Raw genomic sequence first — 24,499 nt, 5'->3', positions numbered from 1 at the left:
GAGTACGCCGAGCGCGCGATCATCCCCAAGAGGGGTGACCACGGGTGGACACCCCGGGGTCCGCGCCACGGACCAGCCTGGTACTAGTGCTCCTCGTGGACCTCGACCTCGACCCCGAACTCGCCGCCCTCCGCCCGCTCGGCGGCTTCTTCGTCCTTCGCACCACCAGTGCGGTCGCGGGGCCGGCTTCCGCGCCCCTGCCGACGCTCGCGCAGACCTATGGGACGGGGGCATCGGATGTTTACCGAAATCAGCTGACTTTCCGTGTCGGCACGGTGGGGCAGCGCCTGCGCACGACCGAGCCGCGGGTCGCCGCCTCCATCAGCCAGCAGGGCCTCGCCGCCCGCCTGTGGTCCCCGGCCCTGGCCTGTGCCGCCCTGTACGGCCGCCTGCCCGACCTGGACCCGCGCCTGCTGCGCTGGGACGCCGCCGCCACCGCCCCCGACGATCTGTGGCTGACCGAGGTGCGCCCGCTGCCCGGGGACGCGGCGGCGCTCGCGGACACGGTGCTGCACGGCCACCTCGAGCCCCTAGGGGAGACCCTGAGGTCCCGCTACGGTGTCGCGGCCGGTCTGCTGTGGGGCAACGCCGCCTCGGCGCTCGCCGGCGCCGCCCGCGAACTGGACCGCTGGGCCCGCGCGAAGGGTCGTACCGAGGTGGCGGACCGGGCGCGCGCCCTCACCGGCGAACTCTTCGCCCACCCCCTCCTGCGCGCCACCGGCACCCGCACCGGCACGGCCTTCCGCCGTCGCAGCTGCTGCCTGTACTACCGCGTCCCCGGCGGTGGAGTCTGCGGCGACTGCTGCTTCACCCGCCCGCCGCGCTCTTCCCCGGACGCCGCTTCTGGGTGACCATGAGGGGAACGTGCCGCCGTGGCAAGGGGGTTGTCGGGTGCGTGTGGGACTGCTGACCCGGGAGTACCCCCCGGACGTGTACGGCGGCGCCGGTGTCCATGTGGAGTTCCTCGCCCGGGAGTTGACCTCCCTGGTGGACCTGGAGGTGCACTGCTGGGGTGAGGGGCGCGGCGTCGGTGTCGTACGCCACCGCCCCTGGACCGTCCTCGACGGCTCCAACGACGCACTGCGCACCTTCTCCGTGGACCTCTCCGTCGCCGCCGCCCTCGAAGGCCGCGACCTCGTCCACTCCCACACCTGGTACGCCAATCTCGCCGGTCACTTCGCCAAGCTCCTGTACGGCGTCCCGCACGTCGTGACCGCCCACTCGCTGGAGCCCCTGCGCCCGTGGAAGGCCGAACAACTGGGCGGTGGATACGCCCTGTCGAGTTGGGCCGAGCGCACCGCGGTCGAGGCCGCGGACGCGGTGATCGCGGTTTCGGGGGCCATGCGGGAGGACATCCTCGCCTGCTATCCGGCGCTGGACCCGGCAAAGGTCCACGTCGTGCACAACGGCATCGACACGACCCTCTACCGGCCGAACCGGGGCACCGACGCCCTCACCCGCACCGGCCTCGACCCCGCCCGCCCGTACGTCCTGTTCGTCGGCCGGATCACCCGCCAGAAGGGCGTGCCCCATCTGCTTCGCGCGGTACGGGACATCGACCCGCGCGCACAGGTCGTGCTGTGCGCGGGAGCCCCCGACACACCGGAGACCGACCGTGAGTTCCGGGAGCTGTACGAGGAGCTGAGCCGGGTCCGCGAGGGCGTGTTCTGGATCCCGCAGATGCTGCCGCGCCCGGATGTGATCCAACTCCTCACGCACGCCGCCGTGTTCGTCTGCCCTTCGGTGTACGAACCCCTCGGCATCGTCAACCTGGAGGCCATGGCGTGCGGCACGCCCGTGGTGGCCTCCCGGGTGGGCGGCATCCCCGAGGTCGTCGAGGACGGGAGGACGGGTCTCCTCGTCGACGTGGACGACGACTTCGAGGAGGGCCTCGCGCGGGCACTGGACGCCGTCCTCGGCGACCAGGAGACGGCCCGAAGGATGGGCGAGGCCGGACGGGAGCGTGCGGTGGGCGAGTTCGGCTGGGACGCGGTGGCCCGGCGCACCGCCGGGTTGTACGAGGAGATCCTCAAGCAGGCTTAGTCCGGTCTGCTCGGGGCAGCCATGGTTCAACCAGGGTGAGGGGAGCGGCCATGCGTCGTGGTGGGCCTTCGGTTCTCGGAATCGTGCTGGCGGGCGGAGAGGGCAAGCGCCTGATGCCGCTCACCGCGGACCGCGCCAAACCAGCCGTCACCTTCGGCGGCACCTACCGGCTCGTCGACTTCGTCCTGTCCAACCTCGTCAACGCCGACGTCCTGCGCATCTGCGTGCTGACCCAGTACAAGTCCCACTCCCTGGACCGGCACATCACCACCACCTGGCGGATGTCCAGCCTGCTCGGCAACTACGTCACCCCGGTCCCGGCCCAGCAGCGCCTCGGCCCGCGCTGGTACCTGGGCAGTGCCGACGCGATCCTGCAGTCGCTGAACCTCGTGTACGACGAACAGCCCGAGTACGTGGCCGTGTTCGGCGCCGACCACGTCTACCGCATGGACCCGCGGCAGATGCTGCAGCAGCACATCGAGGGCGGCGCGGGCGTGACGGTGGCCGGCATCCGGGTGCCGCGCTCGGAGTCGTCCTCCTTCGGGGTGATCACGCCGGGCTCGGACGGCGTCGGTGTCGAGCGGTTCCTGGAGAAGCCCGCCGACCCGCCCGGGCTGGCGGACGACCCCGAGTGCGTGTTCGCCTCGATGGGCAACTACGTCTTCTCCACCAAGGCGCTCGTCGAGGCGCTGCAACGCGACGCCGAGGACAGCCAGTCGGTGCACGACATGGGCGGCTCGATCCTGCCCCAGCTCACCGGCCGCGGCGAGGCACAGCTGTACGACTTCAGTGCCAACCACGTGCCCGGGGAGACCAGCCGCGACCAGGGCTACTGGCGGGACGTCGGCTCCCTGGACGCCTACTACGAGGCCCACATGGACCTCATCGCCGAGCGGCCCGCCTTCAACCTCTACAACCGCCAGTGGCCCGTCTACACCCACTCCAACCAGCTCTCCCCGGCCCGCTTCAACGCCGGCGGCATGGCGAGCGAGTCCATCATCAGCGCGGGCTGCCTGATCCGCGGTCAGGTCACCCGGTCCGTGCTGTCGCCGGGGGTCCGGGTCGACCCGGGCGCGGTCGTGCAGGGCTCGGTGCTGCACGACAACGTGCACATCGGCCGGGGTGCGGTCGTCCGCGGTGCCGTCCTGGACAAGAACGTCGAGGTGCCGCCCGGCGCGACGATCGGTGTCAACCCGGAGCGGGACGCGGAGCTGTACACCGTCTCCAAGGGCGGGGTGATCGCCCTGGGGAAGGGACAGCGGGTCTCCTGACCTCCTGACGGACGCGTCGTCAGGCCGCTTCCGACCGCGACGCGTTTGTCATCACCCTCCCGGAATGCCGGGGTTCGGATCGTTCGGCCTTCACGATGCAGGCAACGATGTCGAACCTTCGGAGGTCATCCGACATGAGAGGGACCCGGCGCACGCGGCTGTGCCTGGCCGGAGTGCTGGCAGCGTCCACGCTGGTCGCCACCCCCGCCGCACGGGCCGCCGAGCGGACCGACGGCCACCTCACCGACCTGGTCAACCCCTTCATCGGGAGCCAGGACGAGGGCAACACCTTCCCCGGTGCGACCGTGCCCTTCGGCATGGTGCAGCTCTCCCCGGACACCGGGCACAGCACCGGCTACGACTACACGAGGAACAGCATCCGAGGCTTCTCGCTGGTCCATCTCTCGGGCGTCGGCTGCCGGATCGGCGGCGACCTGCCCGTGCTGCCCACCACCGGCGAGGTCACACAGACGGACTACGCCAAGTACGCGGCGGGCTTCTCGCACGCCGACGAGGAGGCGAGCCCCGGCTACTACCGCGTCGGTCTCGACTCCGGCATCCGCGCCGAGCTGACCGCGACCAGGCGCACCGGAGTGCAGCGCTTCACCTTCCCGGCCACCGACAAGGCCAACGTGCTGCTGAACGCGGCCCAGTCGCTGCACAAGCCGGTCGGCAGCGCGGTCGAGATCCTCGACGACCACACCGTGCGCACCGAGATCACCGGTCACGGCTTCTGCCGGGACACCGGCCCCTACACCGTCTACACGATCACCCGCTTCAGCCGGCCCTTCACCGCGTACGGCACCTGGGACGGCGCCACGGTCACCCCGGGCGCCCGCACCGGAGGCGGCGGCGCCTACGTCCGCTTCGACGCGACGAAGGACCGTACCGTCGAGGCGACCACCGCCCTGTCGTACGTCGACGCGCGCGGTGCCGTCGTCAACCTGCGCGCCGAGGGCGGCCGGTCCTTCGACGCCGTACGGGACCGGGCCCGCGGGGAGTGGGAGCGGCGGCTCGCCGCGGTCCGCGTCGAGGGCGGCGACCCGACCCTGCGCCGCACCTTCTACTCGTCGCTGTACCGGTCGTTCCTCGCGCCCAACATCGGCAGCGACGCCGACGGCCGCTACACCGGCTGGGACCGCCGTGTCCACCGTGCACAACGGTTCACGTACTACCAGAACTGGTCGCTGTGGGACACCTACCGCACCCAGGCCCAGCTCCTCGCCCTGCTCGCGCCCCGCGAGGCGCGCGACATGGCCCTGTCGGTGGTGAAGGTCGACGAGGACGGCGGCTGGCTGCCCAAGTGGGGCTACGGCCCGGTCGAGACGAACACCATGAGCGGCGACCCCGTCACCCCGTTCCTGACCACCGCCTACCAGATGGGCCTGCTCGAGGGGTTCGAGGAACGCGCCTACCGGGCGCTGCGGAAGAACGCCGACGGGGTGCCGCCCGCCGCCTACCCGGGCGTCGGACGGGAGGCCAACGCCGAGTACATCGCGTACGGCTTCGCGCCCTACGACAAGAGCCGCCCGCTCGCCAAGATGGGCGACTCCGACTACCACCACGGCGCCTCCGTCACCCTGGAGTACGCCCTCGCCGACGCCGTGCTCGCCCAGATGGCCCGCGGCCTCGGCCACACCGAAGATGCGGCCCGCTATGCCGCCCGGGCGCAGAACTACCGGACCGTCTTCGACCCCTCCACCGGCTTCTTCCGCGCCCGGGACGGCTCCGGTGCCTTCACCGGCTCGGCCGACCCGGCCCGCGGCATCGGCTTCCACGAGGGCACCGCCTGGCAGTACCAGTGGCTCGTCCCGCAGGACCTGCCCGGCATCATCGGCCTGATCGGCGGCGAGCGCGCGGCCAACGACCGCCTGGACTCCTTCTTCGCCTACGACCGGCTGCTGGCCGACCCCGGGAAGACCGCCCGCGAGGTGTGGGTGCACGGGGACGCGTACAACTACTACAACGCCGACAAGTACAACCCGATGAACGAGCCCGACCTCATCGCGCCCTACACCTACCTGGCCACCGGGCAGCCCTGGAAGACCACGGACGTCGTCCACGCGGCGCTGACCCTCTTCACCGACGGACCCACCGGCATGACCGGCAACGACGACCTCGGCACCATGTCCGCCTGGAACGTGCTGTCCTCGATCGGGCTCTTCCCGATCCAGCCCGGCTACGACACCTGGGGCCTGTCCACCCCGGTCTTCGACCGCGTCGACCTCACCCTGGACCGCCGCTTCTGGCCCGGCGGCCGGCTGACGGTCACCGCGCCCGGCACCTCGGCGAGCGACCGCTACGTCCAGGCCGTCCGCACCGACGGGACACCGCACACGCGGACCTATCTGACGACGGATGCGCTGCGCTCCACGCGCTCCCTCGCGTTCACGGTCGGCCCGCGCCCGTCCGAGTGGGGTACGTCACCCCAGGCGGTGCCACCGGTGCTGAAGTGACCTCAGGAGTCCCCTGTGTCCCGCCCTTCTCACCAGGGCGGGACTTAATCTGTTGTTAACTGAGCGTAGCCTGATCGTACTTGACCGTAATCGGCTGACGCGCTTTGACTGTTCCCCTGCACCTCCACCCGTCGTCGACGCGAGGCAAGCCCTTGACTTCCGATCTGCTCGCTCCCCTCGACCTGGCGTTCTGGAACATGGAGTCCGAACGGCACCCGATGCACCTCGGCGCGCTCGGCGTCTTCACCGCGCACTCGCCCACCGCCGGAGCCCACGCCGCCGACCTGCTCGCCGCGCGCGCCGCCGCCGTGCCCGGTCTGCGCATGCGCATCCGGGACATCTGGCAGCCGCTGGCCTTCGGTGGCGCCACGCGCGAGACCGATCCGGACTTCGACCCGCTCAACCACGTACGGCTGCACGCCCCGACCGCCGACTTCCAGGCGGTCGCGGGACGGCTGATGGAACGCCCGCTGGAGCGCGGCCGGCCGCCGTGGGAGGCGCACGTCCTGCCCGGCGAGGACGGCGTGTCCTTCGCCGTGCTGTTCAAGTTCCACCACGCCCTCGCCGACGGACTGCGCGCGCTCAAGCTCGCCGCCGGCGTCCTGGACCCGGTCGACCTGCCCGAGCGCGGCCCGCGCGCCATCGAGCCGCCTCGCAGCCTGCTCTCCGACGTGCGCCGGCTGCCCGGACTCGTCCCCGAGCTGCTCAAGGGCACCCTGTCCGACGTGGGCCGGGCCCTCGACATCGGCGCCTCCCTGGCCCGTTCCACCCTCGGCATGCGCCCCTCGTCCGCGCTGACGTCCGCGCCCAGCGGCACCCGCCGCACGGCCGGGGTCGTCCTGGACATCGACGACGTCCACCGGGTCCGCAAGAGCGTCGGCGGCACCGTCAACGACGTCCTGATCGCCGTCGTCGCCGGCGCGCTGCGCCGCTGGCTGGACGAACGCGGCGACAGCAGCGAGGGTGTCGCGCCCCGCGCGCTGATCCCCGTCTCCCGGCGCCGCCCGCGCGCCGCCCACCCACAGGGCAACCGGCTCTCCGGGTACCTGATACGGCTCCCGGTGGACGACCCCGATCCGCTCCGCCGGCTCGACACCGTGCGCACGGCGATGGTCCGCAACAAGGACGCGGGGCCCAACCGGGGGGCCGGGGCCGTCGCCCTGCTCGCCGATCACGTGCCCGCGCTCGGTCACCGGCTCGGCGGGCCGCTGGTGGGCCAGGCCGCTCGGCTCTGGTTCGACATCCTCGTCACCAGCGTGCCGCTGCCCGGGCTCGGGCTGAAGCTCGGCGGGCACCAGCTCACCGAGGTCTACCCCTTCGCCCCGCTCGCCCCGGGCCAGTCCCTGGCGGTCGCGATCTCCACGTATCGCGGCCGCGTGCACTACGGGCTTGTCGCCGACGCGCGGGCCGTGCCGGACCTCGATGTGTTCGCGCGGGCGGTGTCGGACGAGGTGGACATGCTGCTGTCCGTCTGCGAGGCCTGAGCACCGGGCCCGGGTTCCCACCCGCACCACCCGTGTGGCTTTCGTCGCCGGGTGCGGGTGGCCCCCGCGGGGCTGATGCGCCGTCGGCGGGTGGCGGGTCCGTGGTGGGGCGGGCGGCAGTTTTGGAGCCGTTGGTATGTCGTGTGGCCAGTGGGGCCGTTTTGTGGTGGGTGTGGCTGATGGGCCGTTTGTGGTGCGGTGTCGGCCTCGGTGGAGCCCGGTGTGTGGGAGCGGTTTGGCGGGTGGGCCCCGTGCTCCGTAAAATTCCCCGTTCGAAAGCGGGCGCGAGTCGGCGCGCTGCGCGGGTGATCAGGGAAGCGGCAGCGCGATGACGGTGACAGAGGACGGCTCGACGACCATGGACGAGGTCGGGTACGGCCCCGGCATCGACCCCGAGCGCCTGGCCGTCTGCCTCAGCGTGCTCGAGGAGCTCGACAAGCTGGAGGTCGACCACCCCGACGCCATCACGGTGCGCCGGGCCACGGCCGGCATCTACCGCACGGTGAAGCAGCGTCGCCGCCAGGAGCGCCGCGCCGCCAAGACCGCCCACGACAAGGCGGTCACCGAGGCCACCGCGACCGGCTCCGCCCAGCGCATCGACGACGAGACCGAGGGCATCCTGCCGTCGTCGGTCACCGAGGCAGGGAAGATCGCGGGGATACTCCAGCGCCCGCGCTCCTGCTACACCTGCAAGACGCGGTATGTGGAAGTCGACTACTTCTACCACCAGCTCTGTCCCGACTGCGCCGGTCTGAACCGGGCCAAGCGCGATGCCCGCGCCGATCTGACCGGCAAGCGCGCCCTGCTCACCGGCGGCCGCGCCAAGATCGGCATGTACATCGCGCTGCGCCTGCTGCGCGACGGCGCGCACACGACCATCACCACGCGCTTCCCCAAGGACGCCATCCGCCGGTTCAAGGCGATGGAGGACTCGGCGGACTGGATGCACCGGCTGGAGGTCGTCGGCATCGACCTGCGCGACCCGGCGCAAGCCGTGGCGCTGGCCGAGCGGGTCGCCGAGGCGGGTCCGCTCGACATCCTGATCAACAACGCGACGCAGACCGTGCGCCGCCTGCCCACCGCGTACGCGGCCCTGGTCGAGGGCGAGAGCGCCCCGCTGCCCGCCGGTGAACTCCCCGCCCACCATGTGATCGGCGCCTTCAACTCCGGCGCCGTGGACGGCATCGCCGCCCTGCCCGTCGGCACCAGCGGCCTGGACGCGCAGAAGGTCGCCGACCTCGCGCTCGTCGCGGGCAACGCCAGCGTCGCCCGGCACCTCGACGGCACCGCCATCGACGCGGGCGGCCTCGTCCCCGACGTCGTCGACACCAACACCTGGGTGCAGACCATCGACCAGATCTCGCCGGTCGAGCTGCTCGAGACCCAGCTGTGCAACTACACGTCGCCGTTCATCCTGATCAGCGCCCTGCGCTCGGTGATGGCGGACGCCGCGAAGAAGGCCGTCAGCGGCCGTGCCTACGTCGTCAACGTCTCGGCGATGGAAGGCGTCTTCGGCCGCGGCTACAAGGGCGCCGGGCACCCGAACACCAACGCCGCGAAGGCCGCCATGAACATGGTCACGCGGACCAGCGCCCAGGAGATGTTCGAGACCGACGGCATCCTCATGACCTCCGTCGACACCGGCTGGATCACCGACGAGCGTCCCCACTACGACAAGCTGCGTCTGGCGGAGGCCGGCTTCCACGCGCCGCTCGACCTGGTGGACGGCGCGGCCCGCGTCTACGACCCTGTCGTGCGCGGCGAGCAGGGCGAGGACGTGTACGGCGTCTTCCTGAAGGACTACGTGCCCGGCAAGTGGTGAACCGGGGGGCGGAAAACCGGTGGCCTGTCGGGCCACCGGTGATCTACTCTCCGAGGGTCGTGCCGGGGTGCCCGGTGCGCAGGCGACGCGTTCTTCGTGGTTGAACTCCTCTACAGGCCCCATGGGCCTGGGGCCCTTCTGGGGCCGGCTCGCGCCGCCGCCTAGACCTCGGGCACCCGGCGCAGACGTTCGTGCACGGCGTACGCCCCGGCCCCGGAAGCGGCCCGCACCCGCGTCCCGCCGTCCACCAGCAGATCGGCGCCCGTGATCCACTCGGCCGCCTCCGAGACCAGCCACACCACGGCCCGCGCCACGTCCTCCGGCTCCCCGATCCGCCCGAGCGGCAGCCCCGCGGCCACCTCCGCCTCGCCCGGCTCCCACACGAACCGCGCCATCTCGGTGCGGACGAGGCCGGGGGAAACCGAGTTGACCCGTACCCGGGGAGCGAGTTCGCCCGCGAGCTGCCGGGTGAGATGCAGCAGGGCCGCCTTGGTGGTGCCGTAGGCGCCGACGTGCGGCCCCACATGCCCGGCGCCCTCCGTGCACACGTTGACGACGGCTCCGCCGTGCTCCCGCATCCACCCCCGCCAGGCGCACTGCACCAGCCGCAGCGGAGCCTCGACGTTGACCGCGAACGCCTCCCGCCAGGCCGCCGCGCCGGCCTCCATCAGCGGCCCGTACGGCCGGTTGGTCGCCGCGTTGTTGACGAGGACGTCCAGCCGCCCGAACTCGCGCAGCACGAGATCGGTCAGCTCCTCGGGATGCCCCGCATCGGCCACGTTCCCGGCCAGCCCGATCCCGCCCAGCTCCACGGCCGTGCGCCGCACCTCGCCCGCGTCCCGCGCGGTCACGCACACCAGCGCACCGGCCGCGGCGAGCGCCCCGGCGACGGCACGCCCGATCCCACGCGTCCCACCGGTGACGACGGCTGCCCTGCCCCTGAGCCCGTACGACGAGGTCATCGCCGTACCGTCTCATGACGGGCCGTCAGACAACAGAGGCGCGACCGGATCCTCAGTCGACGGCGCCGAGCCGCGAGTGCCGGGCCGCGACCAGCTCCAGTACGGTGCGCCAGTCCTCCAGGACCCCGGCGTCGAAGCCCGCGGTGCGGCCCTCCTCGGCGGCCTGGCGCAGCCGCAGCAGATCGTCGTCGGCGGGTCCGGTGGGGTGGGAGGCCCCGCGCACCAGCCGGAACACCCGCTCGCCGAGCAGGGGGCGCACCGCGGCGGCCGCGCTGCGGGCCCGCCCGGCCTCGTCGCCGGGGCTCAGCACCGGTCCGATGCCGTGGACCAGCCCCGCCACCTGGAGCTCCTTGTCGGCGGGGCGGCTGCGGCGCAGCAGCGCGGCGGTACGCAGCGCGTGCTGGTGCCGGTCGGCGTACAGCAGGTCCATCAGCTCCTCGACGCTGCGCAGCTCCATGCGTCAGTCCTTCCGGGAGACGGCCGTTGCCCTCCGCCAGCAGATCATGGCGAGCTTGCGACCCGGCCAACGGCACCTGAACTGCGCCGCATGTACGCCGAGTGGGTGAATCCCGCCAGCTTGCGGGTGATGCGCGATGTGACAAATAGCGGCATATTGGGGGGCATTGGAGGGCAATCGACTTCCGATAGTTACACCTTGTTTGCACTCCCTATCGAGCGGACCTCCGCTCATTTGGTTAATCTGGGGGGCATGGACAGCAGTACGGGGTCCCACCCACACCCCTCGTCCGAACCGGCGCCACCGCGTCCGACTGGCCTTCCATCCAGACCCGAGCGGGCGACGAGCGCCGGAGCGCAAGCTGTCCGGTATGCCCCGAGGGTGACCCGACACATAAGGAGTGCGCGGTGACACCGGAGAAGACGAATCGCGACGAACGCCCCAAGGAACGCACGGAGCGCGGCCGCCGGCGGCCTGGAGAACTGGGCAGCCTCGACGTGTGGGCCCGCTCCGCCCCGATCCGCCTCGCGGGTTACGAGGACGACCTCGCCGAACCCCACATCCTGCCCAGCGTCGACTGACCCTCCGGGCCTGTTCGTCGCGATCGCCGCACCGTCGCATGGGCGTGGCAGACTCACGCCCATGCTGATCAGGGAAGCCGCGGCCGAGGACTGGCCGCGCATCTGGCCTTTCTGGCACCGGATCGTCGCCGCCGCCGAGACCTACGCCTGGGACCCCGACACCTCCGAGGAGGCGGCCCGCGCCCTGTGGATGAGCCCGGCCAAGCGCGTCTACGTGGCCGAGGACCCCACCGGCACCGTCGTCGGCTCCGCCTACCTCACCCCTAATTACGGCGGCCCCGCCGCGGGCGTCGCCAACGCGGGCTTCATGGTCGACCCCGACCACACCGGCCAGGGCATCGGCCGAGCCCTGGCCGAACACATCCTGGCCGAGGCGAAGACCCACGGCTACCACGCGATGGTCTTCAACGCCGTGGTGGAGACGAACCCCGCGGTCACCCTGTGGGAGTCCCTGGGCTTCACCGTCCTCACCACGATCCCGAAGGCGTTCGACCATCCACGCCAGGGCAGGGTGGGGCTGCACGTCATGCACAAGGCGCTCGACTAGCGCGACGGGGGCCGGGCGATCGTGACGGCCGAGGAGTGCAGCGCCGCGGACATCAAGGTCATCGAGTGCGACGAGCACGCCAGGGCACGGCGGTCACCACCGAACTCGCCGGCCTCGACCTGCACGGCCCATGCTGCGACGAGCCGCCCGGGCCGGGTGGCGTCACGTCTCGGGACCGGCGCGACGGGCGCGAGGTCCGCTACCGCTGGTCCGCCGGCGGCGCCGTCCGCTGCCACGGATGCAGGCTCTCCAGCTGCTCCGCCAGAGCCAGGAGATCCTCCTCCGTGCCCGGGCGGCCCACCAGTTGGACGGCGCAGGGGGCGCCGGAGGGGAGGGTGCCGACGGGGACGGACATCGCGGGCCAGCCCGTCAGGTTCCAGGGCGGGGTGAAGGGGGAGTAGGCGGAGTTGGCCACGATGTTGCGCAGCCAGCCGCGCTTGTGCCAGGGGGCGGCCTTGGGGGAGCGGCGGGCCAGGGCCGGGGTGAGCAGGACGTCGTGCTCGGTGAAGAAGGGGGTCAGCCGGGAACGGAGACGTTCTCGCTGGTCGCCGGTGCGGACCGAGTCGAGGAAGCGGCGGCCCACGGCCGCGTGCACCCGGGTGCGCCGGGCCAGCCGCGCCGGGTCGAGGCCCTCCGCGTCCACTGCCGTACCCGCCGTCCAGTGCTGGAGCGAAGTGATGCTCAGGGAGAGCGGGTAGGGCGGCTCGGCCCGCCGGACCCGGTGCCCGGCCTTGGCCAGCAACCCGGCCGCCTGCCGGACCGCGGTCGTGTACGGCTTGCTCACGCTCACGCCGGCGAGCGGGCTGCGCAGGGCGACGGCGATCCTGAGCGGTGTCCGCTCCTCGCGCCGCACGAACTCGGTGTCCGCGAGGACCGACAGCATGAGGCGCAGATCCTCGACCGTCGTGGCCAGCGGACCGTTCTCCGACATCCCGAACCAGTCGCCGTTGCCGATCCCGGCCGGGACCACTCCGTGCCCCGGCTTCAGCGTGACCAGCCCGCAGTTGGCCGCCGGGATGCGCAGCGAGCCCATCCCGTCGTTGCCGAGCGCGATCGGCACCAGCCCCGCCGCCACCGCGGCCGCGCTGCCGCCGGACGAGCCGCCCGCGTTGCGGGAGGTGTCCCACGGATTGCGGGCGGTGCCGAACACGCCCTCCGTGGTGCCGAAGACGCACAGTTCGGGCACGTTCGTCAGGCCCACGACCACCGCACCGGCCGCCCGCAGCCGAGCCACCGTCACATGGTCCTCGGCGGCCGGACTGTCCAGGGTCGCGGCCGAGCCGTCGCGGTGGGACTCGCCGCGCACCGCAAGGTTGTCCTTCACCGCCACCGGCACACCGGCGAGCGGCAGTTCGGCCAGCTCGGCACGGGAGGCCACCGCGTCGGCCTCCGCGAGAGCGGCCTCGGCCCGTACCGTCCGGAACGCCCCGATCCTGCCGTCCAGCCGCTCGATCCGCGCGAGGTGCTCAGCCACCACCTCCCGTGGCGTGACCTCCTTCGCGCGTACGGCGGCGGCGATCTCGGCGGCGGTCCGGCCGGCCCAGCTGCTCACGGGCACTCCTCGGCTACTCGTCGGTATCAATCAGCGTGCATGGATCGATCAGCGTGCGTGGATCAAGCAGGGTGCGTACGGAGAACTGTGCACGGTCGGAGGCTGCACGTCGAGGGGGCGAAGTCCGCCGTCGAAGTGCGTGGCGGCACCGGTGCCCGTACGGGCCGGGGCAAGGTGACCATGCTCGGTCACGACCGCCCCCTGACCTGGACCGTCACCGGCGGCTCCCTGGTCGTCGGCGTGCCGGGGGCGGCGCGGAAGGCGGGCCGGTACGTGTGGGCGTTCAGGTGGAGTGGCGCGTCACGGGGTGACCGGGCGCTCGAAGAACGTCTCGAGCACCACGGTGGCCTGCGTGCCGCTGACTCCCTCGATCGCGTAGATACGGCGCAGCACGTCCTGGAGTTGCTGCGTCGTGGAGGTCCTGACCTTGACCAGGGCCGAGGCGCTTCCGGCGATCACGTGCGCTTCCTCTATCTCCGGAATGGCGGCGAACCGGTCGCCGGAGTCGCCCACCCACCGGGTCGATTCCACCATCACGAAGGCGAGTACGTTCCGTCCGATCGCCGCGGGATCGACCTCGGCGGCCGTCCGGCGGATGACCCCTCGCTCCCGGAGCTTGCGCACGCGTTCGTGGGTGGCCCCCGCGGACAGTCCGACGGCCTCTCCCAGCGCCGTATACGGCCTGGAGGCATCGTCCTGGAGGAGGACGAGCAACTGTCGATCGACGTCGTCCACGGTATCTCCTTCGGTAAAGAACTTGATCTGTCGAATCTCATTCTGCATAGTTCTGATTCAGCAGATCAACATTCGGATCGATGGTGAGGGTGACAGCATGCCCGGCGAGCGACCGCAGTTGTACGAGGTCCTTGATGACCGGTTCCGTACGGGCAAGTGTCATGCGGGCGACTCGAAGCTGGAGACCCTCTTCGAGGGCTCTCGTTGGGCCGAGGGCCCCGTCTACGTCCCGGCCGGCCGGTACCTGGTCTGGAGCGACATCCCCAACGACCGCCTGCTGCGCTGGGACGAGACCACCGGCAAGGTCGGCGTCTTCCGCTCACCCGCCGGCCACCCCAACGGCAACACCCTGGACAACGAGGGCCGCCTGATCACCTGCGAGCAGGGCAACCGCCGCGTCACCCGCACCGAGCACGACGGCTCGGTCACCGTGATCGCAGACCGCTTCCAGGGCAGGAGGCTCAACAGCCCGAACGACGCCGCTGTGCGGTCCGACGGCTCGATCTGGTTCTCCGACCCCGACTTCGGGATCACCACCGACTACGAGGGCCACCGCGCCGAGAGTGAGATCGGCGCCTGCAACGTCTACCGCGTGGACCCCGGCACCGGCGAGGTGCGGCTGGTCGCCGACGGCTTCCGCGGCCCCAACGGCCTCGTCTTCTCGCCGGACGAGCGCCGGTTGTACGTCTCGGACAGCAGGGCCAACCATGTCCGCGTCTTCGAGGTCCGGGATGACGGCACCCTCACGGGGGGCGAGGTCTTCGCCGAGTGCCGGATCGGCAACTTCGACAACATCCGCTTCGACGACGCGGGCCGGCTCTGGGCCGCCGCCATGGACGGCGGTGTGCACTGCTACGACCCGGACGGCACGCTTCTCGGCCGCCTGCTGGTCCCCGACGTCGTCGCCAACATCCGCTTCGGCGGCGCCAAGCGGAACCGCATGTTCATCGCCGCCGACACCGCGCTCCACTCCCTCGTCATGTCGGTCACCGGCACGCCACCGCTGCCGACCGCGATCCACTCGTCCTGACCCGCCGCTGCCTCGGAATTCAGGAGCGGCCTTGACCGGCCCGGCGTCGATATCCCCTCCATATCCCCCTCGTCCGCCTCCCTGCAGGGGGAGATCGCCCAGGATCTCCAGGTGAGCCCGTCCTGCGGCGTAGGCACGAGATCGAGCGGCGCGTGGCCTTCCTCGCCGGGCAGCCCACCGCCACGGGCCTGCGCGCGCTGGTGCTGGGCATCGGCGGCGGTGGGGACTCCCTGACCGCGGGGCGGCTGTGTCAGCTCGCGGTCGAGCGGGCCCGGGCCGCGGACCTGGAGACGCTGAACCCCGGCAGGCCCGACGAGGAGGCGCTCGGCGTCACCTACGGCGGCATAGACGACCTCCTGGAGGGCAGGCCGGTCGGCGAGCCCGCTTTCACGGCCGTCGTCGACCGCTACCGCCGCACCGAGCACAGGCGCCGGCTGCCGATCGCTTTCTGAGGGAGCCGCCGCTCACCAGTACATGACCGCGATCGAGCCGCTGCCCCAGGTGGAGTACAGACGGGCCCGGGCCACGTAGCTGTGGTCCTTGACGAGCTTGACCGCGAGGCGTCCGTTGCGGTCCTGTCCGCTGTCGTCGTCGGCGGTGACGAACCGCAGTTCGCCGTCGACGTGCTCGAACAGGGCCAGGACGACGTCGCTGTTGCCGAACGTGCCGATCTCGTAGCACCGGGTCTCCGGCGCAACGATCTCGAAGTCGGCCTGTTCCCCGGTGGCGAGCTGCAACGGGGTCGACTCGAACGCCTCGAGCCGGACCGGCCGGGCGGCGAGCGGCGGATACCACTGCAGGACGCGCTCCTTGTCCGACGCGGACAGGCCCAGTGTCTCGGGGATGCCGTTGCGGTAGGTCTCCGGGCGCACGATCAGCCCGGGCCCGAAGCTGTACTCCATGATGGAGTCGACATCCCATTCGGAGCCCGTGACCTCGTCCTTCGACAGCTTGCGCAGGATGTTCTCGAACGTGACCTCGTGGGGCCAGTTGTTGGGGGGTCCGCCGAGGTCCTCGTAGACCTTCGTCTCGTTCCACTCGATGCCCGCGAACGGGTTCTGGTGCTCGTGGGCGAAGCCGATCGCGTGCCCGGTCTCGTGCAGCGCGGTGGCCTTGCCGTACCGGGTGGTCAGGTCCCAGCCGAAGGTCATGGTCGCTTCGTTCGTGCCGATGAGCAGATTGTCCCGGCCGACGTACGACGCGGAGCCGTCGCGCTCCCGGAACGCGATACGGATCTCGGCGTCGGTGGGATCGGCCACTTCCTTGAACTCCAGCCCGATCCCGAGGCCCTTCCAGGTCTGGAAGGCGTGCCGGACCTCCTCCAGTTGCTCCGGGCCTCCGATGTCACCACCCTGGTCGAGGAAGGCGTAGTGCAGGACCGTGCCGTTGACCCACTTGGCTCGGACCAGCAGGATCGCCCTCGACCGGCCCGGGCTGAGGTCCGGGCGCAACACGGGCTGGGTCTGGGGTGGTTGAGTGCAGTAGCGGGGTGTGATCGTCCCGCTCGCGGACGGCGCGTTCATGACGGCTCCCCTTCGCGTGCGTGTCTGTCACCGCGAGGGCGAACACGCACCCAGCCGTCGGCCGGTGGCCGGGCGAAGAAGGAGGTCGGCGGCAGGACTCCGATCGCCACCACGGTGTCACGGTTCCTGCGGAAATGCCCGGCTTGGACAACTCCAGCATCTTTCCGAACGGGGCGTTCCGCAAGTGTCGAATAGTTAGATACCTCAGGAAACCGGGCTGTTGAACGATGAAGCACCGCCCTCTCATGCGGGCCGCGTACGTCCCGTGCTGCCCCGCCCCGTGAGCCGCGGCACCGGCACCCCCACCGCCCGTGCCGCCTCCCCGTCCAGCAGCGCCATCAGCTCGCGTGCCGCCGTGCGCCCGAACTCGGCGCTGTCCCGGGACAGGGCTGACAGCCGGGGCGTGACCATGCGGCACAGCGCCGAGTCCTCCCAGGACACGACCGACACGTCCTGCGGGACACGGAAGCCGAGGTCGGCGGCCGCCGCGAGGCCGGCCACCGCCATCACGTCGTTGTCGTAGATCAGCGCGGTCGGGGGAGAGGAGTCGCCGAGCACCCGGCGGGTCACGGCGGCGCCCTCGGTGTCGGAGTAGTCGGTGGTCATCGAGCGGACCTCGGTGAGGCCGCGGCGGCGCGCCTGCGCGCGCAGCGTGGCGATACGGCGCTGGGTGTGCGCCAGGCCCGGGAGGCCCGCGATGTGGACGATCCGCCGGTGGCCGAGCGCCGTCAGCTCGTCGACCACGGACGCCATCGCGCCGGCGTCGTCCGCCCACACCGTGGACAGGCCGGGGTGGCGCACATCGGGCGCGCCGCCGATCACCACGGCGGGCAGGCCCAGTTCGTCCAGCAGGTCGGGACGCGGGTCCTCGGCGCGCGGGTCGACCACCAGGACGCCGTCCACCCGGTGCTCCGCCCACCAGCGCCGGTAGACCGCGCACTCGTCGGCCACGTCCTGAGCCACCTGGAAGAGCAGGCCCAGATGGCGCTCGGCGAGCACTTCCTGGATGCCGGAGACGAGTTGGAGGAAGAAGGAGTCGACGCCCAGCGTGTCCGCCGGGCGGGCCAGGACGAAGCCGACCGTGGCCGCTCCTTCGCCGGAGAGGGCGCGGGCCGCCGTGCTGGGGCGCCAGCCGAGCTGCTCGGCGACCCGGTGGACCCGGGCGCGGGTGGTCTCGGAGACGCCGGGGCGCCCGTTGAGGGCGAAGGAGACCGCGCTCTCGGAGACTCCGGCGCGGCGCGCGATGTCCTTCATCGTCGGTCGGCGCGCGGGTGATCGCTTCTCCGGCACGCTGGGCTCCCCATTCCGTACGGGCCGGTCCCGGCCAACTGCTAATGCGCTTGAGCGCACTTATCCTAAAGCGCATTAGTGTTCGGCGGCAATAGGTCCAACGCACCGCTGTGAGCAGGGGTTTTGAGTCACTAATGACTTTAGCTGGGTCGAATCCATTGACTCCTCGCAGAAACGCCGGGCACAGTCTGGCCCGGCACCTTCGGCCCCATCCCACTGCATCCACGCATCCACTGCATCCCACTGCAAAGGAGCCCAGCCGCCGTGCGCATCTCCCGTAGAACCTTCGCCACCGCTGCCCTCGTCCTGGTCCTGCCGCTGAGCGCCTGCGGCTCGGGCGGGGACGACGGTGGCTCGGCCGACGCCTCGGGCAAGGTCGAGGGCGACATCACCTTCCAGACCTGGAACCTGCGCGCCAACTTCAAGCCGTACTTCGAGGGCCTGATCGCGGACTTCGAGAAGAAGTACCCCGGCACCCACGTGAAGTGGATCGACCAGCCCGCCGAGGGCTACGCCGACAAGATCAGCGCCGACGCGGCCGGCGGTACCCTGCCCGACGTCGTCAATGTCTCCCCGGACCTGGTCGCCCCGCTCGCCGAGGCAGGCCTCGCCCTCGACCTCGACAAGACCGCGGGCAGGTACAAGTCCGAGTACCTGGCGGGGGCTTGGGCCAGCCATCAGGTCCCGGGCCTCAGCGGCACGTACGCCTTCCCGTGGTACCTGAACACCGGCCCGCTCTTCTACAACAAGTCCCTGTTCAAGAAGGCCGGACTCGACCCCAGCACACCGCCGAAGACCTACGGTGAACTCTTCGCCGACGCACTCCAGATGGCGAAGAAGAGCGACGGAAAGGTCGCCACGCTCGCCAATGTGCCCACCGTCGAGGACTTCGGCCGGTACGGCGTCCAGCTGATGAACAAGGAGGGGACAGGGTTCGCCTTCAACGACGCCAAGGGAGTCGAACTCCTCACCAAGTACAAGGAGTTGTACGACGCCAAGGCCCTCGACCCGCAGGCCCTGACCGCCACTCCGGAGTCCTCCGGCAAGAAGTTCCTCACCGAGGCCGTCGCCATGAACCCCGGCAGCGCACTCGATCTCGGCAACTTCAAGAAGCAGGCGCCGAACCTGTACAAGAACATCGGGATCACCGACCAGATCACCAGCACCGGGCACGTCAACATGTACGTGATGGGCGTGATGGTCAACTCCCGCACCAAGCACACCCCGGCCGCGGTCGCCTTCGCGCACTTCGTCACCGACGCGCAGAACCAGATGTCCTTCGCCGAGAAGGTCGCCATCTTCCCGAGCACCGCGGGCTCCCTCGACGACCCGTACTTCACCGAGGAGGACGGCACCGACGAGACGCGCGTGCGCATCGCGGCCGCCAAGTCCCTGAAGAACGCGGTCAATTACACGCCGGTACTGTTCAGCGAGCAGATGAAGACCGCGCTGCGCAACGAGGTCGCCAAGGCCCTGCAGGGCAAGGAGAGCCCCAAGGCGGCTCTTGACAACGCTGTCAGGGCCTGCGACCAGCTCCTGAAGCAGCAGGGCTGAACCGGCATGGCCACTCCCTCCGCGCCGTCCCGGGTGCGGCGGCAACTTCCCACCAGCCCCTGGCTGTTCGCCGCCCCGGGACTGCTCATCACGGGCGCCTTCGTGCTGTACCCGTTCGTGTCGACCGTGGTGAACTCCTTCACCGACCGCCGCACCCTGATTCCGGGCCGTTTCGTCGGACTCGCCAACTTCCGCGAGCTGCTCCACGACGACATGTTCTGGACCGGCCTGCGCAACAGCACGCTGTACGTCGTCGGGGTCGTACCGGCCCTGGTGATCCTGCCGCTGCTGCTCGCACTGCTGGTGCAGAAGAACATCCCCGGCATCACCTTCTTCCGGTCCGCCTTCTACACCCCGGTCGTCGCCTCCATCGTGGTCGTCGGGCTGATCTGGGTGTGGCTGCTGGACGAACGCGGCCTGGTCAACTCCCTGCTGGAGACGGTGGGGATCGGGCGGGTCGGCTTCCTCAGCGACCAGTGGCTGCTCCTGCTGAGCGCCATGGCCGTGACGGTGTGGAAGGGCCTCGGCTACTACATGATCATCTATCTGGCCGCGCTGGCGAACGTACCGCGCGAGCTGCACGAGGCCGCCGCCGTGGACGGCGCCGGACCGGTCCGCCGCTTCCGCACGGTCACCGTGCCCGCCGTGCGCTCCACCATGGTGCTGGTCGCCGCGCTCTCCTCGGTCGCCGCGTTCAAGGTGTTCTCCGAGGTGTACCTGATGGCGGGCCCGAGCGGCGGCCCGGCCGGCGAGGACACCACCCTCGTCATGCTCGTCCAGCGCACCGGCACCGGCCTGACCGGCCGCGTCGGCTACGCCTCCGCCCTCTCCGTCGTCGTGTTCGTCGTCACCGTCGCCCTGATGCTTCTCGTCCTGCGCACCGACCGGAGGGAGGAGACATGAGCGTGCTGGAGAAGGTACGGCCCCGCCAGGAGCCCGCCGTCCGCGAGCCGCGCGTCACCGACGAGCACGGCCGCCGCGTCCGGGTGTGGGAACTGGTCCTGCGCTACGCGCTGCTGCTCGCCGTACTTGCGCTCACCGTCGGCCCGTTCCTGTGGCAGCTGTCCACCTCGCTCAAGGGTCCCACCGAGGACATCTTCAGCTCGCCGCCGAAGCTCCTGCCCGGCCATCCCACCCTGCACAACTACGAGCGGGTCTCCCGCACCATCCCCGTGTGGGACTACGCCCTGAACTCGCTGAAGGTCGCGAGCGCGAGCGTGGTGACCAACTGCGCGGGCTCGGCACTCGCCGGATACGCCCTGGCCCGGCTGCGCTACCGCGGCCGGGGCGTGGCCACGCTGGTCTTCGTGCTGGCGATGCTCGTGCCCGTGGAGGGCATCATCATCGCCCAGTTCACGACCATGCGGGAACTCGGCCTGAACAACACGCTGATCGGGGTCGTGCTGCCCGGCTCGATCGGCGCGATGAACGTGCTGCTGATGCGCAACGCCTTCCGGAACCTGCCGTACGAGATCGAGGAGGCCGCCTACGTCGACGGCGCCGACGTCTGGCAGCGGTTCTGGCGCATCGCGCTGCCGTCGGTGAAGGGCACCCTCGCCGTCGTTGCGATCTTCGCCTTCATGGGCGCCTGGGACGACTTCCTCTGGCCGCTCATCGTGCTCAGCGACCCCGACAAGTTCACCCTGACCATCGGCCTCAACTATCTGCACGGCACCTTCGCCAACGACGAACGCCTGGTCGCCGCCGGCACCGTCATCGCCGTGGCCCCGCTCATCGCCCTCTTCGCCTGCCTCCAGCGGTACTTCTTCCGCGGGGTCGGCGAGGGCGCCGTCAAGGGCTGAGCCCCCTGCCCGGCCGAGTCCCGTACCCCTGCCGTATCCCGTATCCCTGCCGAGTCCCGTACCCCCCCGCAAGGACACACCGCATGCATCCTGCCGTGCGCTTCGGCGTCAACTACACGCCCAGCGAAGGGTGGTTCCACCACTGGCTCGACTTCGACCTCGACTCCGTACGCGCCGACCTCGACGCGATCGCCCTTCTCGGCCTGGACCACATCCGCGTCTTCCCGCTGTGGCCCTACTTCCAGCCGAACCGCACCCTGATCCGCCCGCGCGCCGTGGAGGACCTGGTACGACTGGCCGACGCGGCCGGCGAACGCGGCCTGGACGTCAACGTGGACGGACTGCAAGGGCACTTGAGCAGCTTCGACTTCCTCCCCGCCTGGACCCGCACCTGGCACCGGCGCAACCTCTTCACCGACCCGGACGTCGTCGACGGCCAGGCCGCATACCTGCGCACCCTCGCCGCCGCCCTCGCCGACCGGCCCAACTTCATCGGCATGACCATCGGCAACGAGGTCAACCAGTTCGCCGCCGGACCCCACCCCGATCCCGACCGGATCACGGCCGAGGACGCCGAGCGCTGGCTCACCCGGCTGCTCACCGCCTGCGCCGAGGGCGCCCCGGACCGGCCGCACCTGCACGCCTCGTACGACGCCGCCTGGTACCAGGACGACCAGCCCTTCACCCCCGGCCACTCGGCCCGCCTCGGCGCCGTCACCGCCGTGCACTCCTGGGTGTTCAACGGCACCGCCCAGCGCCACGGCCGTACCTCCGTACCGGCCGAGCACCACGCGGCCTATCTGGTCGAGCTGAGCAAGGCCTGGGCCGAGGAGCCGCACCGGCCCGTGTGGCTCCAGGAGGTCGGCGCCCCGGCGCCCCTCGTCCCCGCCGAACACGCGGCCGCCTTCACCGAGGCGACCGTGAAGAACGTTCTGGACTGCCCCGGCCTGTGGGGCGTCACCTGGTGGTGCTCGTACGACGTCTCCCGCGATCTGGCCGACTTCCCCGAACTCGAGTACGGGCTGGGGCTGTTCACCAACGACCGGCGGCCCAAGGACACCGCCCGCGTACTGGCCGACGCGGCACGCGCCCACCACGAGCCACCCGCCGTGCGCGGGACCGCTCTCGTCGTGCCCGCCGACCCGGCCCACCGCTCCCGCTGCGCCCCCGGCGGACCCGTCTTCGACGCCTTCTTCCGGCTCGTCGCCGACGGCGCCCGCCCCACCACCGTCCTGGACACCCGGGCGGACGGCAAGGAACACCTCGCGGCCCGTGGCATCACCGAAGTCGTCACTCCCGACCAGGTACTCCCCACCCCACAAGGAGGAACTTGCTCGTGAACCCCACCAGACGCACCGTCCTGATCGCCGGGGCCGCCGCGGCCCTGCTGCCCACGCCCGCCCTTGCGGTCCCTCGTCCCAAGGGCGCCGCCACCCCGCCGTACGCCTCGTACTGGTACCCGGACTCCCTGCCCGCCGGCAGCCCGGGCGCCGGTATCACCTGGCGCAGCCTGAAGGAGTGGCGCGCGGCCGACGACCCCGACCTGGCCTTCAACGCCGCGTCCGTGCCGCTCGCCGCCCGCTTCACCCCGACCCCCGCGAACACCACCGCCCGCTCGGGCCAGGCCCGCATCCAGTCCCTGGTCTCCTTCGGGCCGACCTCCAGCAACCCCTCGCAGGGATCGGCCACCGCCGACTACTACGCCCTCACCCACTGGGCCTACCTCGACGAGCTGGTGTTCTGGGGCGGCTCGGCGGGCGAGGGGCTGATCCTGGCGCCGAACGCGCCGATCGTGGACGCGGCCCACCGGCACGGCGTGCCCGTCCTCGGCAACATCTTCCTGCCGCCCACCGCCTACGGCGGCCGGCTCCAGTGGACCCGCGACCTCGTCCAGAAGGACTCCTCCGGGCGCTGTCCACTCGCCGCGCAACTCGTCGCGGTGGCGGCCGCGTACGGCTTCGACGGCTGGTTCGTGAACGCCGAGACCGGCGGCGGGAACACCGCGCTCGGCACCGCGATGCTCGGGTTCGTGAAGGAGCTGAAGGCGCTCGCCGCGGCCAAGGGGCAGCGGGTGACCTGGTACGACGCGATGACTGTGAACGGGACGGTCAGCTGGCAGGGCGCGCTGAACAGTCAGAACCAGGCCTTCTTCCAGGCCGCCGACGACATGTTCGTCGACTTCCGGTGGAGCGCGGCCACCCTTGCCTCCTCGGGCACCAGGACGGGTCAACTGGGGCGCAGCCGCTACGAGTTGTGGGCGGGCGTCGACGTCGAGTCGAACGGGTCCGACTCGTCGGTGAACTGGGACGCCATCGTGCCGACCGGGAAGACGCACGTCACCTCGATCGGCTTCTACCGGCCCGAGTGGACCCGCAACCACCTGCCCGCCGGGCAGCGCACCCCGGGCGACTTCCACGCGGCCGACGACCGGTTCTGGACCGGGCGGTCGCTCGATCCGGCGCGGCCGGACGGGACGGATCCGTGGCGGGCGCCCGCGGTGTCGGTGGCGGACCGGTCGACGGTGTCGTCGGTGCCGTTCGCGAGCGTGTTCAACACCGGGCACGGACTGCGGTGGTACGAGGAGGGGGTCGTCACCTCGGACGCGCCCTGGAACCACCTCGGGCTGCAGGACCGGCTGCCGTCGCGGCGGTGGGCCGTGCGGACGGCGGGGCGGCGGCCGGCCGTGTCCTTCGACTTCGCGGACGCGTGGCGGGGCGGGAGCAGCGTGCTGGTCGCTGGTGAACCGGATCAACCAGTGGTGGTGGACCTGTACGCGACTCGGCTGGCGATCGGTGTGGACACGGTTGTCGAGCTGACGCACCGGACCGACGCCGGCAGTGTGAATGTCGAGCTGGCCGTCGCCACCGCCGAGCCGAGCGGCGCCGGTGCGACACCGCCGTACACCTATCTGCCTGTGAACTCGGTCAACAACGAGGGACGCTCGACTGTGAACTCGGTCAACACCTGGCAGACCTCGACCCTACGGCTCACCGGGCTGTCCGGCACGATCCACGCCCTCGGCATCCGGCTCACCGCACCCGGCGGCGGCGCCGTGCGCTGGCGGCTGGGCGGTCTGGCCGTACGCGACACCGCCCCGGCCCCGGCCGCCCCCGCCGCCCTGCGGATCACCGCGGCCTCCGGCGGCGACCTGCGCTTCGCCTGGAGCGCCACGCCCACCCCCGTACGCCACTACGAACTCCACCGCGTCCTGCCCGACGGCACCCGCCGTTTCCTCGGCGGTACCTGCCAGCGCGCCTACTTCGCCGCCGGCCTGCAGCCCGCACCGGGAGAGACGGCCGCACGATTCGAACTGCGCTCGGTGGGGGAGCTGTACAACGCCTCGACTCCCGTGACCGTCACCCACACCTGGTAATCACCCGAAGCCCAGCA

The 24,499-nt window shown here is 71.2% G+C and carries 20 protein-coding genes and 1 pseudogene; 15 read left to right on the top strand and 6 right to left on the bottom strand.

The window, feature by feature from the left end:
• Positions 1-86: 86 nt before the first annotated feature.
• The 6 genes from ACWC5O_RS06085 (at position 87) to ACWC5O_RS06060 (ending at position 9,076) form a co-directional block, all read left to right on the top strand.
• A complete protein-coding gene (locus ACWC5O_RS06085) occupies positions 87-851 on the top strand; it encodes a (2Fe-2S)-binding protein (RefSeq protein ID WP_450582674.1) in 765 nt (254 codons plus the stop codon).
• Positions 852-891: 40 nt separating this feature from the next.
• A complete protein-coding gene (glgA, locus tag ACWC5O_RS06080) occupies positions 892-2,043 on the top strand; it encodes a glycogen synthase (RefSeq protein WP_450582672.1) in 1,152 nt (383 codons plus the stop codon).
• Positions 2,044-2,093: 50 nt separating this feature from the next.
• The gene (glgC, locus tag ACWC5O_RS06075) at positions 2,094-3,314 is read left to right on the top strand and encodes a glucose-1-phosphate adenylyltransferase (protein WP_450582670.1); all 1,221 of its coding nucleotides are present in this window, start codon (positions 2,094-2,096) and stop codon (positions 3,312-3,314) included.
• A 134-nt stretch (positions 3,315-3,448) separates the two neighbouring features.
• The gene (locus tag ACWC5O_RS06070) at positions 3,449-5,770 is read left to right on the top strand and encodes a GH92 family glycosyl hydrolase (protein WP_450582668.1); all 2,322 of its coding nucleotides are present in this window, start codon (positions 3,449-3,451) and stop codon (positions 5,768-5,770) included.
• 152 nt (positions 5,771-5,922) lie between these two features.
• A complete protein-coding gene (locus ACWC5O_RS06065) occupies positions 5,923-7,254 on the top strand; it encodes a wax ester/triacylglycerol synthase family O-acyltransferase (protein ID WP_450582666.1) in 1,332 nt (443 codons plus the stop codon).
• A 328-nt stretch (positions 7,255-7,582) separates the two neighbouring features.
• Complete coding sequence (locus ACWC5O_RS06060) at positions 7,583-9,076, top strand: SDR family NAD(P)-dependent oxidoreductase (protein ID WP_450582665.1); 1,494 nt, start codon at positions 7,583-7,585, stop codon at positions 9,074-9,076.
• A gap of 161 nt (positions 9,077-9,237) precedes the next feature.
• On the opposite strand, the gene ACWC5O_RS06055 is transcribed toward ACWC5O_RS06060, so the two are convergent.
• The gene (locus ACWC5O_RS06055; RefSeq protein ID WP_450582663.1) at positions 9,238-10,038 is read right to left on the bottom strand and encodes an SDR family oxidoreductase; all 801 of its coding nucleotides are present in this window, start codon (positions 10,036-10,038) and stop codon (positions 9,238-9,240) included.
• Positions 10,039-10,090: 52 nt separating this feature from the next.
• On the bottom strand, positions 10,091-10,495 hold the full coding sequence (locus ACWC5O_RS06050; RefSeq protein WP_450582661.1) for a hypothetical protein: 405 nt from the start codon (positions 10,493-10,495) through the stop codon (positions 10,091-10,093).
• Positions 10,496-10,902: 407 nt separating this feature from the next.
• Between ACWC5O_RS06050 and ACWC5O_RS06045 the strand changes: the two genes are divergently transcribed.
• Together ACWC5O_RS06045 and ACWC5O_RS06040 are read left to right on the top strand one after the other, a co-directional pair.
• On the top strand, positions 10,903-11,076 hold the full coding sequence (locus ACWC5O_RS06045; protein WP_107407368.1) for a hypothetical protein: 174 nt from the start codon (positions 10,903-10,905) through the stop codon (positions 11,074-11,076).
• A gap of 61 nt (positions 11,077-11,137) precedes the next feature.
• A complete protein-coding gene (locus tag ACWC5O_RS06040) occupies positions 11,138-11,623 on the top strand; it encodes an N-acetyltransferase family protein (RefSeq protein WP_450582659.1) in 486 nt (161 codons plus the stop codon).
• A 199-nt stretch (positions 11,624-11,822) separates the two neighbouring features.
• On the opposite strand, the gene ACWC5O_RS06035 is transcribed toward ACWC5O_RS06040, so the two are convergent.
• On the bottom strand, positions 11,823-13,175 hold the full coding sequence (locus ACWC5O_RS06035; RefSeq protein ID WP_450582658.1) for an amidase: 1,353 nt from the start codon (positions 13,173-13,175) through the stop codon (positions 11,823-11,825).
• Positions 13,176-13,475: 300 nt separating this feature from the next.
• Entirely contained in the window at positions 13,476-13,910 is a 435-nt protein-coding gene (locus tag ACWC5O_RS06030) for an Lrp/AsnC family transcriptional regulator (RefSeq protein WP_450582656.1), read from the bottom strand.
• Between the two features lie 97 nt (positions 13,911-14,007).
• Here ACWC5O_RS06030 and ACWC5O_RS06025 point away from each other — a divergent pair, with 97 nt between their 5' ends.
• Together ACWC5O_RS06025 and ACWC5O_RS06020 are read left to right on the top strand one after the other, a co-directional pair.
• Complete coding sequence (locus ACWC5O_RS06025; RefSeq protein ID WP_450582654.1) at positions 14,008-14,940, top strand: SMP-30/gluconolactonase/LRE family protein; 933 nt, start codon at positions 14,008-14,010, stop codon at positions 14,938-14,940.
• Positions 14,941-15,000: 60 nt separating this feature from the next.
• Positions 15,001-15,392: pseudogene (locus ACWC5O_RS06020) on the top strand (hypothetical protein).
• A 12-nt stretch (positions 15,393-15,404) separates the two neighbouring features.
• Here the strand turns inward: ACWC5O_RS06020 and ACWC5O_RS06015 are convergent.
• Together ACWC5O_RS06015 and ACWC5O_RS06010 are read right to left on the bottom strand one after the other, a co-directional pair.
• Entirely contained in the window at positions 15,405-16,463 is a 1,059-nt protein-coding gene (locus ACWC5O_RS06015; RefSeq protein ID WP_450582652.1) for a matrixin family metalloprotease, read from the bottom strand.
• A 243-nt stretch (positions 16,464-16,706) separates the two neighbouring features.
• Entirely contained in the window at positions 16,707-17,753 is a 1,047-nt protein-coding gene (locus ACWC5O_RS06010) for a LacI family DNA-binding transcriptional regulator (protein WP_450582650.1), read from the bottom strand.
• A 264-nt stretch (positions 17,754-18,017) separates the two neighbouring features.
• On the opposite strand from ACWC5O_RS06010, the gene ACWC5O_RS06005 reads away from it, so the two are divergent.
• From ACWC5O_RS06005 to ACWC5O_RS05985, 5 genes are all read left to right on the top strand, one after another.
• Entirely contained in the window at positions 18,018-19,307 is a 1,290-nt protein-coding gene (locus tag ACWC5O_RS06005; protein ID WP_450582648.1) for an ABC transporter substrate-binding protein, read from the top strand.
• Positions 19,308-19,313: 6 nt separating this feature from the next.
• Positions 19,314-20,210, top strand: a complete 897-nt coding sequence (locus tag ACWC5O_RS06000) for a carbohydrate ABC transporter permease (protein WP_450582646.1) — start codon at positions 19,314-19,316, stop codon at positions 20,208-20,210.
• Positions 20,207-21,109 (top strand): carbohydrate ABC transporter permease, encoded by a 903-nt coding sequence (locus ACWC5O_RS05995; protein ID WP_450582644.1) that lies wholly within the window; start codon positions 20,207-20,209, stop codon positions 21,107-21,109. The genes ACWC5O_RS06000 and ACWC5O_RS05995 overlap by 4 nt, the downstream gene beginning before the upstream one ends.
• Before the next feature lie 83 nt (positions 21,110-21,192).
• Positions 21,193-22,449, top strand: coding sequence for a glycoside hydrolase 5 family protein (locus ACWC5O_RS05990; RefSeq protein ID WP_450582643.1), 1,257 nt, complete (start codon positions 21,193-21,195; stop codon positions 22,447-22,449).
• Complete coding sequence (locus tag ACWC5O_RS05985; protein ID WP_450582641.1) at positions 22,446-24,482, top strand: endo-beta-N-acetylglucosaminidase; 2,037 nt, start codon at positions 22,446-22,448, stop codon at positions 24,480-24,482. Before ACWC5O_RS05990 ends, ACWC5O_RS05985 begins: the two co-directional genes overlap by 4 nt.
• Positions 24,483-24,499: the final 17 nt, after the last annotated feature.

The sequence above is a fragment of the Streptomyces sp. NPDC001450 genome (assembly GCF_053597295.1).
Note: the sequence above shows the minus strand (reverse complement) of the source record. Positions and strands in the feature narration are given on the sequence as shown.